Origin of the sequence: Ciceribacter sp. L1K23 (genome assembly GCF_018122705.1) — a bacterium.
Taxonomy (GTDB): Bacteria; Pseudomonadota; Alphaproteobacteria; order Rhizobiales; family Rhizobiaceae; genus Allorhizobium.
In genome coordinates, this window is sequence record NZ_JAGRRC010000002.1 from 647,104 (window position 1) to 662,699 (window position 15,596).

The 15,596-nt window shown below is 60.6% G+C and carries 12 protein-coding genes; 7 read left to right on the forward strand and 5 right to left on the reverse strand.

The features are described from left to right. The first annotated feature begins 79 nt into the window (after positions 1 to 79). Genes J5J10_RS21985 through J5J10_RS21995 form a run of 3 tightly spaced genes read left to right on the forward strand, consistent with a single transcriptional unit; the run spans position 80 to position 3,346 of the window. Positions 80 to 1,267, forward strand: a complete 1,188-nt coding sequence (locus J5J10_RS21985) for an exo-alpha-sialidase (protein ID WP_211931757.1) — start codon at positions 80 to 82, stop codon at positions 1,265 to 1,267. 1 nt (position 1,268) lies between these two features. Continuing rightward, the gene (gene pdxA, locus J5J10_RS21990; RefSeq protein ID WP_211931758.1) at positions 1,269 to 2,225 is read left to right on the forward strand and encodes a 4-hydroxythreonine-4-phosphate dehydrogenase PdxA; all 957 of its coding nucleotides are present in this window, start codon (positions 1,269 to 1,271) and stop codon (positions 2,223 to 2,225) included. Further along, on the forward strand, positions 2,222 to 3,346 hold the full coding sequence (locus tag J5J10_RS21995) for an iron-containing alcohol dehydrogenase (RefSeq protein WP_211931759.1): 1,125 nt from the start codon (positions 2,222 to 2,224) through the stop codon (positions 3,344 to 3,346). The genes pdxA and J5J10_RS21995 overlap by 4 nt, the downstream gene beginning before the upstream one ends. Positions 3,347 to 3,390: 44 nt before the next feature. On the opposite strand, the gene J5J10_RS22000 is transcribed toward J5J10_RS21995, so the two are convergent. Together J5J10_RS22000 and J5J10_RS22005 are read right to left on the reverse strand one after the other, a co-directional pair. Next, entirely contained in the window at positions 3,391 to 4,113 is a 723-nt protein-coding gene (locus J5J10_RS22000; protein ID WP_208553677.1) for a FadR/GntR family transcriptional regulator, read from the reverse strand. A 3-nt stretch (positions 4,114 to 4,116) separates the two neighbouring features. Beyond that, positions 4,117 to 5,145 carry a four-carbon acid sugar kinase family protein gene (locus J5J10_RS22005; RefSeq protein ID WP_211931760.1) on the reverse strand — a complete coding sequence of 343 codons (1,029 nt, stop codon included), beginning with the start codon at positions 5,143 to 5,145 and terminating at the stop codon, positions 4,117 to 4,119. A 744-nt stretch (positions 5,146 to 5,889) separates the two neighbouring features. Between J5J10_RS22005 and J5J10_RS22010 the strand changes: the two genes are divergently transcribed. The 4 genes from J5J10_RS22010 to J5J10_RS22025 all read left to right on the forward strand — a co-directional run bounded on the left by J5J10_RS22010 (position 5,890) and on the right by J5J10_RS22025 (position 10,707). Beyond that, positions 5,890 to 7,026, forward strand: a complete 1,137-nt coding sequence (locus J5J10_RS22010; protein ID WP_211931761.1) for a sugar ABC transporter substrate-binding protein — start codon at positions 5,890 to 5,892, stop codon at positions 7,024 to 7,026. A gap of 122 nt (positions 7,027 to 7,148) precedes the next feature. Further along, positions 7,149 to 8,681 carry a sugar ABC transporter ATP-binding protein gene (locus tag J5J10_RS22015; protein WP_211931762.1) on the forward strand — a complete coding sequence of 511 codons (1,533 nt, stop codon included), beginning with the start codon at positions 7,149 to 7,151 and terminating at the stop codon, positions 8,679 to 8,681. 8 nt (positions 8,682 to 8,689) lie between these two features. Beyond that, positions 8,690 to 9,739 carry an ABC transporter permease gene (locus J5J10_RS22020; RefSeq protein ID WP_208553673.1) on the forward strand — a complete coding sequence of 350 codons (1,050 nt, stop codon included), beginning with the start codon at positions 8,690 to 8,692 and terminating at the stop codon, positions 9,737 to 9,739. A gap of 8 nt (positions 9,740 to 9,747) precedes the next feature. Further along, positions 9,748 to 10,707, forward strand: coding sequence for an ABC transporter permease (locus tag J5J10_RS22025; RefSeq protein ID WP_211931763.1), 960 nt, complete (start codon positions 9,748 to 9,750; stop codon positions 10,705 to 10,707). Positions 10,708 to 10,769: 62 nt separating this feature from the next. On the opposite strand, the gene J5J10_RS22030 is transcribed toward J5J10_RS22025, so the two are convergent. The 3 genes from J5J10_RS22030 to J5J10_RS22040 are packed head-to-tail and all read right to left on the reverse strand — an operon-like array spanning position 10,770 to position 15,575. After that, positions 10,770 to 12,467, reverse strand: a complete 1,698-nt coding sequence (locus J5J10_RS22030; RefSeq protein WP_211931764.1) for a PP2C family protein-serine/threonine phosphatase — start codon at positions 12,465 to 12,467, stop codon at positions 10,770 to 10,772. Further along, entirely contained in the window at positions 12,457 to 14,541 is a 2,085-nt protein-coding gene (locus tag J5J10_RS22035) for a hypothetical protein (RefSeq protein WP_211931765.1), read from the reverse strand. Before J5J10_RS22035 ends, J5J10_RS22030 begins: the two co-directional genes overlap by 11 nt. A gap of 2 nt (positions 14,542 to 14,543) precedes the next feature. Next, complete coding sequence (locus J5J10_RS22040; protein ID WP_208553669.1) at positions 14,544 to 15,575, reverse strand: ABC transporter substrate-binding protein; 1,032 nt, start codon at positions 15,573 to 15,575, stop codon at positions 14,544 to 14,546. Positions 15,576 to 15,596: the final 21 nt, after the last annotated feature.

The window sequence follows — 15,596 nt, forward strand, 5'->3', positions numbered from 1 at the left end:
GGAACTCAAAATAAGGAAACATAAAAAAACTTGACAACTTTTTGGAAAAGATCGATTTCGAATGCAAGAGGAGCATTCCATGACACCTGATGAAATCGCGCGCCGGATGAACGGCAGATTGGAAACGGCAGCAGACGGACGCGTTGAGGCATACCTGCCGTCTCCGATGATTCAGAATCATGCAGCCTTTCTCCACAGGGCCAGAAACGGCTCGCTGATCTGCGCATGGTTTGGCGGATCGCTGGAGGGGAAATCCGATATCTCGATCTACGCCTCGGTTCTTTCCGACTCCATGACCTGGGGCGCCCCTCAACGCTTGAGTTCCGATCCTAACCACTCCGAACAGAATCCCGTCCTGTTCGATGCGCCTGATGGCCGCCTTTTGCTGTTTCACACGTCGCAGCCGTCAGGCAATCAGGATGAATGCCGTATCCGGATGGCTGAAGTCGTCGTGGACCAAGGCGACCCGCATAAACTTGCGACGGCGGCGGAAACGTATCTCGATCTGCCCCGAGGCTGCTTCATCCGCGCGCCACTGACGATCCGGGATGACGGCGCCTGGTTGCTGCCGATTTTCCGCTGCGTCCAACGCCCCGGGCAAAAATGGAATGGAAGCCACGACACGGCTGCGCTCGGAATCAGCGAAGACGCAGGAAAGACATGGCGGCTGGAGGAACTGGACGGGTCGACCGGCTGCGTTCACATGTCCCCGGTCGCGCTCGGCGGCGGCAGATATGCAGCCTTCTTCAGGCGACGTCAGGCGGATTTCGTCTATAGAACCGAAAGCACCGATGGCGGGCGAAGCTGGATCGCTCCAGCCGCGACCGACGTTCCCAACAACAATTCGTCGATCGCGGCCATTACGTTGAAGGATGGACGCATCGCGATCATCTGCAATCCGGTCAATGCGGAGCACTCCGCCGACCGGCGCACATCCCTCTATGACGAACTGGGGGAAAATGACGATAGGCCGGAGGCCGACCCGGCCGGAGGGATCGTGCCTGTCTGGGGAGTGCCGCGTGCGCCCGTATCGGTCTGCCTTTCCGACGACGGCGGGATCACCTTTCCGCGCCGTATCCTGATCGAGGATGGTCCGGGCTCTTGCCTCTCCAACGACTCCACCGACGGGCGCAATCAGGAAATGTCCTACCCGTGGATACTGGAAGGACGCGACGGAAGCCTGCATCTCGCCTACACCTACCATCGACGCGCGATCAAATATGTTCGGCTGGCACCCGGCTGGGATCGCCTCGACAATGGAGAATGATATGAGCGGAATTATTGGCATCACGATGGGCGATCCGTGCGGCGTTGGTCCCGAGATCTGCGTCAAGGCACTTGCCGAGATGTCGGACGCCGACCGGGCTGCCACACGGATATACGGAAACCTGAAGACGCTCGAGGCCGCTCGCGATGCAATTGGCCTCGAGATGGAGTTAGCTCCGTTCGTCGTCGATCTCGCTGTGAACGGGGCGCCCCTGCCCTGGGGGCAACTGAGCCCGGTGGCAGGCGACGCGGCCTTCCGCTTCATCGAAAAGGCGGTGCGGGACGCCGAGGCAGGCCAGATCGGCTGCATGGTTACCGCGCCGATCAACAAGGAAGCGCTCAATGCCGCCGGCCATCACTACGATGGCCACACCGGTATGCTCCGCAGCCTCACAGGCGCGAAGGCCGCTTACATGTTGCTCGCGTCTGAGCGTCTCAAGGTCATCCACGTTTCGACCCATGTGTCATTGCAGGAAGCAATCCGCCGCGCAACGACGGAACGGGTCTTGGCAACCATCCGGGCCGGCAACGACCATCTGAAGCGCATAGGTTACGATACACCGCGCATCGCGGTGGCCGGGGTCAACCCACATTGCGGCGAAAACGGGCTGTTCGGCACCGAGGATGACGATCAGATCGCGCCCGCCGTCGCCGCTGCTCGCGCCGAAGGCATCGATGTCCAAGGACCGATTTCCGCCGACACGGTTTTTCACCGCGCCTATTCCGGCGCCTTCGATCTCGTGGTCGCGCAGTATCACGACCAGGGCCACATCCCGATCAAGCTTGTCGCCTTCGACACCGCGGTCAACGTCTCGGTTGAACTGCCGATCGACCGCACGTCCGTCGATCACGGCACGGCCTTCGATATCGCCGGCAAGGGCGTCGCCAACCACGGCAACATGAATTCCGCCATCGCCTATGCCCGCAAGCTCGTGGCAGGCCGCCGCAAGCAAGGATGAGACAGATGACAGCATCCATCACTCTTCACCAGCCGCGCCGCCTGATCGTCGGTGCGGGCACGGTCGGCGAGATCGGCGATCTCGTCGGCGCCGCCTCGTCGGTCTTCGTGCTCGCAACGCCGATCACGGCAGGCTTCATCGACAGAATGAGGATCAGAGGAAAGCTGGAGGTCTTCGATGCCATTCCCGGAGAACCCGATATGGCGACCCTTGACGCAGCGCTTGTGTCGGCGCGACGCGCTCGCCCGGACGTGGTGATAGGGCTAGGCGGCGGCTCTGTGCTCGACGTCGCGAAACTGGTTGCCGTGCTCTGGGACTCCGAACAGACGCTCGCCGACGTCGCCGGGCCCAACAAGGTAGCCGGCCGCAATACACGCCTCATCCAGATTGCGACGACCGCCGGGACCGGATCGGAGGCTGGGATCCGTTCGCTGATCACCGATCCCGTCAAGGGCGCCAAGGTTGCGGTCGAGAGCCCACACATGATCGCCGATGTGGCGGTGCTCGATCCGGAATTGACCTTCACCGTTCCGCCAGCGGTTACTGCGGCAACGGGCGTCGATGCCATGGCCCATTGTGTCGAGGCCTTCACCAACAAGCGCGCCCATCCGATGATCGATGGTTTCGCCCGTATGGGCTTCCGTCTCGTCGGCAAATATCTTGCGCGCGCCGTGAAGGACGGAAGCGACACCGAGGCTCGGGAAGGCATGATGCTTGCCTCATTCTACGGCGGCATCTGCCTCGGCCCGGTCAACACCGCCGCAGGCCACGCCATAGCCTATCCCCTGGGCACCCGCCTTGGCCTGCCACATGGCCTTGCAAACGCGATCGTCTTTCCACACGTGCTCGCCTTCAACCAGCCGGTCGCCACAGAGAAGACGGCCGAAGTCGCCGACGCATTGGGGTTCGGCGATATCCGTTCGCCGGAACAGCTTCTCGATAACGCCTGTCGCTTCTGCGCCGATCTGAACATCGAGATGGCGCTATCGAAACACGGGGCGAGCCAGGAAAATCTTGCCGTCTATGCCAGCGAGGCCCACGCGAACCGGCGCCTGATGGACAACAATCCCGCCGATATGTCGGTCGATGACATTCTCGGAATCTACAACGCGGCGTACTGAGTGTCGGACTGTCGCTAACAGCACGCCTACCCGTTATCTTGGCGTCAGGCATCCTCTCCCGAGACCGAGGCACTGGCTTGGAAAAGCCGCGCCCTCGATCCGGTGAGATGAGAAAACATCAGTTCCTTTGCCCGAGCCCCATTGCCCGCTGCGATGGCTTCCGCGATCGCCTCATGCTCGGCAAAGACGCGCGCCAGCCCGGCGCTATCGCGCTTGACCGACGCGCCATGGAACCGCATGCCGACCGCGATATGGTCCTTCAGGGCTTCCATGGCCGTTGAAAAATAGCTGTTTTGCGCCGCCCGGGCGATCGCGAGATGAAACTGGAAATCCGCGTCTTCGCGGTGTGCCTGTCGATTCGTCGCATCCCGCATGAGTTCGAGCGCCTCGCGGATCGCCGCCAGCGTCGCCGTATTGTGCCGGTCAGCCGCGGCTTCGGCAGCGGCGGGCTCCAGGGTCAGACGGAATTCGTAACAGTTGAGCAGGTCCGCCACGTTTTCGAGTTGCCCGAAGCCGAGCGGCTGCTTCATGCCGACAGCCCGTACGAAGCTCCCTGCACCGCGTCTCGAGTAGATGAGCCCCTGCTCCCGGAGGCGCCGAAGCGCTTCGCGTATGATCGGGCGGGAGACCTCGAATTCGATCGCAAGATCGTGTTCCGTCGGCAGGCGTTCATCGGCCTGATAGGCACCTGATTTGATCGCCCTGTGCATTCTTTCGAACACAAGGTCGGCCAGACTCTTCCGCGCTGTTCCGCTTTGCAATCCCATTCGTCAATCCATGTCCCGGAGAATGCGAGACGCCAGAATGGCAAGCGTATCCGGCGCTCCGAATCCCCCGGATTTCGCGATGATACATTGGTCGCCAGCATAGGCGAGCCCCAGACCCGGCAAACACTCGCCGTGCAGCCTGAAGCGCCTGACTCCCATTCGGGACAGCACGGCCTCCGCCGTTGCCCCGCCCGACAGCAGCAGGGTCCGGGCGCGTGACGTGAGCTCGGGGTGGACACCCCCGGCCAGGCAGGCAGAGACATCCTGCGCCGAGACCGCGTCACTGCCTTGTGTGGCCTGGACCAACACGACGCGCCCGCCCTTGGGCGATACCGTGCCGAGCCGTCCGTTGGGGGCTGAGAGATAGTCGACGTCGCCCCGTGCGCGCAAGGTCTCGACCTGCGCCAACGTGATCGGATCATGCGAACCGATGACGAAAAGTCCGGCTCCCTCGGGAGGCTCGACGGATTGAGGTATCTTACCGCCTGTCATCCTGCGCGCGAGTGCCTCCGCAAGCCCCCTCGCGCCGACGAGCAGATCCAGGTCCTCCCGCTCGGCGGTTTCGAGCGCCGCGTCCATGTCTGCGTCGCTTACCGTATCCGCGACCCGACACCGCTCCGCATGTCCTCCGAGCCGATCGGCGATCCGGATTGGTCGCGCGACACCGAATCCCTCGACACATCCATCTCGAACGATCCGCCCGAACGCCGGGATAGCGGGCGCCACCAGAGCTTTCCTGTAGGAGATCGCATCCAGTTCCGCCGCCACATGCCCTTTCAGACGGGAATCCACCTTCTTGAATATCCGTGTTCCCCGCGGCAATGCCTGATAGGCAGCCCGCGCAAGCGCGGCGGCGTGCGCCTCATCGAACTCGCGCGATCCGAGATTGATTGACAAAACAGCAGGCTCTTCCGCCAGCGCGTCGGCGATCGCCTCAACGCCGATCGCAACCTCTGTGTGCAAACCTCGGCCGGCAAAGGGAGAACCTGTATCGAGCGCCCCGGTGAGGTCGTCGGCGACTATAGCGAGCAACTGACTTCCTCCTCCCGCTGTTGTCATCTTTTATGACCGTATTTTCCCATTCTTTCCAGAGATATCTTGCTCGATGTATTACAAATTGAAGGAGTCAACGTTGGAGGCTAGGAGCGGAGTACACAGGAGGATGGCCCATCAACGGGAACAGACATGAAGCTGAGGCGGTATCCGGCCTATCGTCGGGCCGGAACGTCAAAAGTAACGGGTTCGGATAGCTCTCGCACGGCTCGATTTTACAATAAGATTTAGGACTAGCCACGCAGTGATCCGTGGGAGGCAGCGAACAGCGAAGCCTGAAGTTTCGAATCTTTATTAAAATTACTAATAATATTATTGACCAAGGTCGTGGCAGTCTGTTAATTGTCCCACAAATAAATCCACAGAATTGGAACGCCGACGCGTCCGGCGATGCCGCGGCGCAGCTTACTGGGCGTGCGCGCTCTGTGGTCATCGCCTGAATTCGCATTTTGACCACCAACGAGCTATCGGGCGGTTTCGTAGCGGGACGCGACCGACCTTTTCGATAACCGCCGGGGCGGAACACAGGGACGCTGCTATCTCACTGGAGCTGAGCGCGCAGGACAGAAGAAAGACTCTGCTCCAACGGAGCTTCAACGCTTCGAGGACATGAGGTCAGGAATGCTGCTGGAAGGAGGAGGCCCTCCAGCAGTGACATAAGACGCACGCATCGTGTGGCGTCCATCAAGATGGGCACCGTGGAAAGTGCCAAGGAGGAGGAGCATGAAACTGAAGGCTTTATTGATTTCAACAACGGCATCTGTGCTGCTGAGCGCCGCCATGGCGTATGCCGGCCCCGAGGTTGTCGCAGGTCCTGGCGTCGAGCCCGAGTGTTTTGCGCCGTGGAGCGCCGACACAAAATACATGCAGTGGCCCAAGAAGGATGGTCCGTTCAAGGTTGCGATCGTCAACGGCTTCGTCGGCAATACCTGGCGCATCCAAATGATCAAGACGGCCAAGGCCTATGCTGAAGACCCGGCGGTAAAGGACAAGATTTCCGAGTTCAAGGTGGTCTCGACAGGAACGGATGCACCGGCCCAGCTTGGCGCCATCGAGGACTTCATCAATCAGGGTTACGACGCCATCGTGACCATCGCGGTCGCGCCTGACGGTTTCGATCGCGTCATACGGCTTGCCGACAAGAACAATGTCGTCCTCGTTCCATTCGACAATGTTCTCGACACCGACAAGGTCATGCAGGTGAACGAGAACCAGCTTGAGATGGGCCGCATGTGGGGCCAGTTCGCCCTGGACGAACTGCATGCCAAGGGCACCAAGGACGGGAAGATCCTCGAGGTCCGTGGCCTGCCTGGAAACTCCGTTGACCGTGACCGTTCGATAGGCATCAACGAGGTGTTCACGAAGGATGGTGGCAAGTGGGAGATGGTCTCTGTCGTCGGCAACTGGGACGACGGCACGACCCAGAAGGTTGTTGCCGACGCGATCGCCGTTCACGGCCAGTTCGACGCCGTGGTCGGACAGGGCGGATCCAATGGTGTCATCCAGGCGCTGAAGGATGCAGGCCATCCCTGGGTTCCGATTGCCGGCGAATCCGAAAACGGCTTCCGCAAGGCGATTGCAGAGCATTCAGCTGATGGCCTCAAGGGCATTTCAATCGGCCAGTCACCAGGCCTCGTGGCGATCGCCATGAAGGCGGCGATCTCGGCGCTCGAAGGCAATGTCATGCCCCAGCTCATCTCGGTGCCGCTGCCAGTCGCAACCTATAAGGAGCTTAAGGACGGCGAGAACTACTGGTCCAATCTTCCGGACAACTTCTTCACCGTTAACGAGTTCCCGCCCTGCGGCGTGAACATCTCGGGCCCCGCCATCATGGCACAGGACGAGTCCGACACGAAATAAGTCGGTATGTCAGGAAGCATGCCGGCTCGGGTCGGCATGCCTTCGTCCGGCTGCCCTACGATCCGCCCGGGGCGGCTTGAGCGTGTGATTTATGGTGTAGCGGATCGGTGGAGTAGCAAATCGTGAACGACAAGACTCGTCCGGATGTTCCGATCGTTGGATTGCGGGGAGTTTCCAAATCGTTTTCAGGCGCCAAGGCGCTGGAAGACGTTGATTTTTCTTGTCGAAGCGGCAGCACACACGCGATCCTTGGCGAAAACGGAGCCGGCAAGTCGACGTTGATCAAAATCATGTCCGGCGTTCTGCAGCCCGACAAGGGCGAACTCTTTCTGAACGGGGAGCCCGTGCGTTTTCGTTCACCGGCAGAGGCTGCCAAGTCCGGAATCGTCTGCATCTTCCAGGAACTGTCGCTCTTGCCCGACCTCACCGTCGCGGACAATATCTCCATTGCCGATCCGCCACGACGCTTCGGCCTGATCGACGGGCGCGCGCAGAGGCGCCGCGCCGAAGCGCTTCTCGCGCGTATCAAATGCGAAGACGTAGACCCCAATGCTCTGGTGCGCGATCTCTCCCTGTCTCGTCGTCAGATGGTGGAAATCGCGAAGGCTTTGGGTATGAACCCCAAGGTTCTAATCCTGGATGAAGCAACATCAGCCCTCACCAGCCGCGACGTCGAAACAGTTTATGGACTTCTGGGTGACCTGAAGAATGAGAACGTCGCCTCGCTTTTCATCTCACACCGCATGCACGAGGTGGATAGGCTTTGCGACACCCTGTCCGTCTTCCGCAACGGCAATCATGTGGACACATTCGCCAAGGGCGAGCGCTCGCCCGGCGAGATCGTCCGGATGATGATTGGTCGCGACGTCGAGGCGCATTTTCCACCTAGGCCCGCACCGCGCAAAACCGTCTCCTTTTTCGAAATCAACAGCCTCTCCTGGGAAAGCCGGCTCAACGGGGTCAATCTGAGCGTCGGAAAGGGTGAGATCGTAGGCCTCGGCGGGCTTGATGGTCAGGGCCAGAAGGAACTTTTGCTGGCCCTCTTCGGCGTTCTGCGCGGCGTTGGCGGAGAGGTCAAAGCAGGCGGATCGGTGGTTTCGCCATCGTCTCCCTATGATGCCAAGACCGGCAAGACACGCATCGCACTCGTACCCGAGGATCGAAAGACGGAGGGCCTGATGCTGCCCATGTCGATTGCCGACAATCTGCTGGCCGCGTCCTTTGACAAGGTATCCACCGGTGCCTTCATCGACAGCGGCAAGGAACAAGCGGCCATCGAGGACGGAATCCGCAAGCTTCAGATCAAAATCAACAAGGCAACCGACGCTGTAGCAACACTGTCGGGCGGCAACCAGCAGAAGGTGGTCATTGCCAAGTGGCTGATGACCGAACCCGATGTCATTCTGTTGAACGACCCCACGCGCGGCATTGATGTCGGCACAAAACAGGAAATCTACAAATTGATGCGTGACCTGGCTGGAGAGGGCAAGGCGATCCTTTTCTATTCGACAGATTATGCCGAGCTGATCGGCTGCTGCGACCGGATTGCTGTCATGTATGACGGCATCATCACCACCGAACTCAGCGGTGATGCGATCAACGAGGAAGCCGTTGTCGCAGCCTCGCTCAATATCAACGCGCAATCGGCGGCCTGATAGCGATCATGGAAAATCTCAAGACCGCTTTCTCGACACGCTTGAAGCAGGGCCGCGCCTTTTATGGTGCGTTGGCCCTTCTTCTTACTATCTACCTGATTTACAACATTCTTCATCCACGCGGTTTTTCTTCGGCCGTACTCGTCCAAAATGCCAATGAGACTGTCGCTATCGCTTTTCTGGCGATGGCCCAGACGGTGCCTGTCCTCATGGGCGGCCTCGACCTCAGTGTCGGCGCTGTCATGACTCTGACATCATGCATTGCATCCGAGCTGGTCAACGGCTCTCCCGCCGAGATCCTGTGGGGCATATTGGTCACCCTCCTCGCCGGCACGGCATTCGGGTTGATGAACGGTATTGTTATCGTCTATGGGCGGCTTCAGCCGATCATCGTCACACTCGCAACCGGTGCCATCGCTATCGGCCTTGCGCTTTTCATCCGTCCAAAACCGGGCGGCGAGATCGACGGAGACCTGAACTGGGCCTTTACCAACAGTCTTTGGGATTTGGTTGACACCTACCAGCTGTTTGACCCGGACGCGGCCTGGTTCTCGCCCTTCGCATGGATTCCCACCCCGCTCATTCTGGTGCTTTTGGTGGCCTTCGCAATCTGGATGCCCTTCCGCAAGTCCGTTACCGGGCGAACCGTCTATGCCATCGGCTCGGCGGAAGGAGCGGCATACATGTCCGGCCTGCCGGTCAACCGGGCCAAGATTGCGGCCTTTGCGCTGGCTGGTTTCTTATCCGCCTGCGGCGGGCTTTATCTGGCGATCCAGACCTCTTCGGGAAATGCCGACGTGATGCAGGCGGGCGCCTATACGCTCAATTCCATCGCGGCGGTGGTGCTCGGCGGTACGTCGCTGCTTGGCGGCGTCGGCGGTGCGATCGCATCGCTGGTCGGCGCCTGCATTCTGCGCGTCATGTCCTTCTATTTCCGCATCGTTTCGATTGATCCGCTGCTACAACCGCTGATCGAAGGCATCGTGCTGCTGGCGGCCGTCAGCCTCGGCGCCTTGCGCACACTGCGTGTCAGGAACCGACTTGATCTCTTTCGCTAGGTGACATGATGAAAAGCTTTCCATCGAAAATCCGGCCTGAGAACAAGCCGATCCTCATCGCTTCGCTCTTCATACTCGTCATCCTGACGATTGGCACCGGCTACACACTTAGCGTCCAGGGAACCGCACCGCTTCTGTCACCCAACTACCTCCTGCAGCAATTGCAGACGGGCTCGTTTCTCGGCATCGTTGCGGCGGGCATGATGATGGTCATCCTGCTGGGGCATATAGACCTGTCCGTCCCGTGGACCCTGACCGCAGCAGCCATGATGGCAGCAAGCGTGGGCGGTGACCTGGCCCTGCCCGCCGGCATTGCGGTCGGGCTCGCAGTCGGCCTCGTCAACGGACTGGGCGTCGCCTATCTGCGCATTCCGTCCATGATCTTCACCCTGGGCGTCGATTCTGTGTTGCGTGGACTGATGGTCGCCCATACGGGTGGCTTTGCCCCGCAGGACCAGGCAACACCGCTGATGCGTTTTCTCGCTGCTGATCGCCTGCTGGGAGTTCCGATGGCGATTTTCGTCTGGATCTTGGTTTCGATCTGCATCGCGCTGACGCTGAGCCGCACGAGTTTCGGGCGTTCCATCTACGCAACCGGTAACAGCGAAGGTGCCGCCTACCTCTCCGGCATCCGCACCCATTTCGTCATCATTGGCGCGTTCATGGTTTCCGGCGTGTGCGCAGCCCTTGCCGGCGTGCTTCTCGCCGGCTACTCGGCCAAGGCCTATCAGGGCATGGGTCTACCCTACCTGCTCCCAGCCATCGCCGCCGTCGTGCTCGGCGGAACGCGCATTCTCGGCGGACAGGGCAGATACATCGGCACACTCGTCGGCGTAGTGCTGATCGTCCTCCTGAACTCTGTTCTCTCCATCATGCAGATGCCTGAGGCGGCACGGCAGATCATCTACGGCACCGTCATCGTCGGCATGTTGCTCGTTTATGGCCGCGGCGCGAAGGTGAGCTCCTGACCAGGCTGGAGCCGCTTCGGAATGACGTAATGCGGCTAAAGACGGGAACGCTAACCGGATCCTCAGCCCGAAAACGAGCCGATGCACAGCGTGATGTCGTCATATTGCGGCCGGCGACCGGCAAAGTCGAGCACCGCCGTCTGCAGTTCCTGCATCAAATCGGCCGGATCACGGTTGGGGGTCTGCCGCACCAGCTTGATTAGCCGCTCGTCACCGAACTGGGCGTCGCTGTCATCGAAGGCTTCCGGAATGCCGTCGGTGTAGCACACCAGCAGACTGCGCGGAGAAAGCGGCAGATCAATCGTGGCGTACGAGACGTCCGGAATCATTCCGAGTACCAAGTCGCCCGTTTCCGGCAGATAGGTGACATCCCCCTCGCCCGTTTTCAGGATCGGCGAAACATGACCTGCATTGGCATAGCGCAGCCGTCGCTCGGTACGGTCGAAAATGCCGTAAAACATGGTCACGAAAAGGTTCTGGTCGTTGGATTCCGACAGCACACGGTTGGCTTCGGCAAGCACCTCGCCCGGCGGACGACCGGTCATCGCCAGCGAGCGGACCACTGTTCTCGACATGGCCATGAACAGCGCCGCCGGTGTGCCCTTGCCGCAAACGTCGGCGATCAGGAAACCGACGCGACTGTCGTCTATGGTGAAATAGTCGAAATAGTCGCCGGCCACCTCCTGCGACGGAACCATCTGCCCATGAAAGGCGACGCCCTCTGCCAGCAGCGGACCCCGCGGTAACAGTGCCTGCTGCAACTCCGAGGCAATCGCGAGCTCGGCCTGCAGACGATGCAGCGCCTCCTGGTTTGCATGGGCGGCACGCAGCGCCTCTACAGCCTTCGAAAGGCGCTGAATCTCTATCGTGCCGGTGCTGGTATCGAGTGGCGGTGCCTCTTCGCCGCGCGTCAGACGGTCGATGACGTCGATCGCTGCATCCAGAGGCCGGAAGGCACGCTTGACCATCCACACCAGGCCGCCGAGCAGATGTCCTACGAACACCACAACGAGACCGCCCGTCAACCATTGAAACCATTGGGTCTGACGCAGTTCGGCAGAAGCTTCGTTCGACACGACGAGATAGCCAAGCACCCGACCGTGCGTAAAGCCATCGGCAAGCGGGATCAGCGTCGCTCCGGACCTTGCGCTTCCGGTTTCGGGTGGTGCGCCATCGACGCCGGCGGCCAGAAGCTGGACATCAAGATCGACACCCTGATCGAAATGCTCGACGATACGCGAAAGCGGCGTGGCGACGATCGCGTAACCAACGACGCCGAACCGGAACCGCAACGGCACAATCTTGAGCCGATAAGTGGACGAACCGTCACCTATATCCAGGTCGGCGAAACCCTCGGTGTCGCTGGTGCGCACCATCCGCGAGACGACATCCCCGAAATCCGCAGGCGGGCGGTGACCCAAGCTTGTGTAGATCGGCGCAAGCTTCTGGTCGAGAATGATGATTGAGCGCCCCTCGGTCATGCCTCCCACATCCATACGCTCAAGAACAGCATCGGGGCGCTGCTGGAAGACGGCGTTCAAAAGCTCCACATCGCGGCGAATGCGGCTGGCGATATCCTCCTCAACCGCGCTCTCGTCATCTACATGGTTCTGCCACATCGCTTGGATGAGAACGGTCATGTCGCGACGAGCCGCCTGATCGGTGACACGCACGCTGACCACGACCTGGGCAACGAAGATGACGCTGAGGATCAGCGTCGCGATCCCGACAAAAAGGGCGATACGAGATCTAAGCGGCATGGATGAGCTCCGCGCTCCGGCGGCGGGTCCAGGCGGGATCCAGACCGGCGAGGGTCGCATAGGCAAGCGGAGCCAGTGCGACGAGGCAGGCCATCACGGCCGGAAGCGCGAAATCCTCCGGCGTTTCGACGAAGAGGCCGAAGGCCATGGCGGTGACCAGCGCGATCAGTCGAACGTAGGTCAGCATTGTCTTCGCTCCGTCGCCGCTCCGAACGAGAAAGGGTAACTCGACACTCAGACGAGCCGCCGCACCCGACAAGGCGGCGGCGAGAGCGGTGCAGACAACGACGCTCCACCCGCCGATATAGGCGGCGGCGACAAACATCACTGCGGCGAAGATGCAGACCTCAAACAGAGCCACACGTCCTTTCAATCCGGGATTGATCGCTCCTGCCAGCCGATAGCTGACGAGATGTAGGATGAAGCAGCACAGAACATAAGAGAGCGCGCCAGCGGCCAGCCAATCCCGCTCTTGGCGAGCGGCAAGGACGACGAGAAGAAAAAGGGACGTCTGCATAAGCCCAAGGCAAAGCCATATCCATGGAAGGTCGGGAAGGCCGGCAAGCTGCCAGTCGGCGCGTGACTGCCCTCGCCACGCCGACAACTTGCCCACCTGGGGCGAAATCGCGATCGACGCGACGGCCAGTACCAGAACGGCGACAGCAACAGGCGCTCCGACAGTCACGGAACCGAGCATCTCCGCACCCATAAGCACAACGCAGGGCAGCATGGCGACCAGAAGGTGCAGTGTCCGGATCGATTGCCCATGCGAGATGAATGCCACCCCGACAAGCAGGCCAGTTCCGCCATAGGCGAGCGCGACTTCGAACCAAAGGCCGAGTAGAATTGAGACGACCGCTATACCCATCGCCAGCATTGCCAACCGCGCACGAAGCAAGAGGCCGAGGATCAGGCCGACCGCGAGCGAAGCGATTTTTAGACCTTGCGGAAAAGTCGAGGGACCAAGGTCAGCGAACGGGCTGAACAGGATCAGAAACAGCAATGCCGGCGCGACCGCGGCGGCCAGGGGTGAGCGTTCCGCGCCGCTCACGCGACCGTCTGCCAACCCAAGCAACAGCGCGCCACCACAAACCCAGAAGACTCCCACCGCCACCGCCAGGCTTCCAAGGTCCACCAGGATCGGATGGACGCTGACAACCGCATCGACACGGATACCGTTTGCGAGAACCTGGCCAACTCCCAGATCGACCAGCCGAGACAGTGGCGGCGCCGACAACAGGGTGGCCACTGTGGAGCCGAAACTTTCGGTACCGGCCTGGAACTGCAAGCCGTCCACGCCTTTGACCGTCAATTGATTGATAGCGGAGTTGGTCCCGAGTTGCCGGGCCAGAAAATCCTGCATGCCAACCAGTTGATCGAACCGCATGCCGAGCTGGGCGGCACGGTCGATGTCCGACGCGGTCTCCGCGACGGCAAGCACGGCTGCCTGCCGGGAGATTGCCGTCGACTGGATGCCAAAGGCTACCAACAGCAGCAGGGACGTAGACACAAACGCAGCAGCGGCGATCAGTGCCACGCGGCGCAACGGCAAGAAGCCGACAAACAGAGCGAGTGCGACGCCGAATATCGCAAGGCCGACCGAAAGAGCCGTCCGACGCCATTGCGCCGCGTCCCTGTCACCGGTGATCGATCGAGACAGAATGAGACGGCTTGTGGCCTCGCCGTGACTGTCGAGGATTGCACGTTCCACCACAAGCGCATCGACGTCGGACCGGATCGTATTGGCAGCTGGACGATGTCCGTCGGCGGAAAGGCTCAGCGCTTCCAGCCTGAGGCTCAGTGCATCTTTGCCCGATGCCAAGGACGGCGGCGGTTGAAGAAAGGCTTCTACACTGCCCGGACCAGTCAGAGAAAGCCCGTAATCCAATGAAGCCTCAGCGTGCCCGACATAGGAATCAGCGATCGACGAAACGCTTTCCGTCACGCGCAGGTCAAGCCGTTGTTCAACCATGCGCTCCAGCGCGAAAAGTCCACCACCGAGCAGCACCATGGCCACCAGCCAGAAGGCTACCCGCCGGAGCAGCGGCACGCTCCCCTCGCCGTGTCCGCGCATCGTCACTGGCCTTCGGGCGGATTTACGATTTCGGCGTAACTGAGCAAGGTCATAGGCGGATAAAGCTTGAGCGCCGCGGCCGTCTTCATGTTGACGATGTAGGAGTGGCGGTCCAGCGCAGCGATCGGCAGGTCGATCGGCTTGACCTTGTCGACGAGGATACGCTTCGCCTGGTAGCCGGCCAGACGGCCGATCATCGCGTATTTGGAAGCGACGGCAAGCAGCGCAGAACTCTCGGTCACCGATGTCTCGTAGCTCGAGGCCACCGGAATACCGGCCTCGATCGCCGCTTCGGTGTAGACGTCGGCATTGACGGTGATGAACGAGCTGCTGCCGATATAGAGAAATTCGACGCCGCGGTCGGCCGCCTCCTGGATCAATTGCGGAATATCCTTAGGATCGGGCTCGCCATTGGTGAGTGGCATCGGCAACATCACGAGCTCAAGGCCAAGTTCATCCGCGGCGCGCTTGACCACGTCGGCGTTCAGCTTGGAGTTCAGTTCATTCTCGTTGTAGATGATTCCGAAACGCTTGAACGGCCTGTATTCCAGCATCGCCTTCAATTGAGTGATCTCGGGCACGCGGTTGCGCGTGCCGCTTACATACGGCCGGCCCGAAGATTCATAGGACTTGGCAATCTTCGCCGCGACCGGATCCGCTACAACCATGAACACGCTCGGAATGTCGCCAATGTATTTCGAAGGATCCGGCGCGTCGTAGGTGCCGACCAGTTCCGCAGTCACATTGGTGCCCCAGGTGATAACAAGGTCTGGACGCATTTGTTTGATTTCCTCGACGAATGTCGGCAGGGCTGCCTTGTCCGTCTTGGCGTCGCGGATAACGACATCCGCCGGCATGCCGCTCTCCTTGATGTAGTCGACGAAACCCTGACAAGCCTCCTCGCACCCACGCCAGGCCGCCATGTAGATCGTGAACCGTTGTCCACTCTCCTGAGCCCGGACGAATCCGCCAAGGAATCCTACCAGCATGAGGGCCGAGACGGCCGTCACCGACATCCTCTTCAAACAGGACATGCTTCCCTCCTCCGGTCTGCG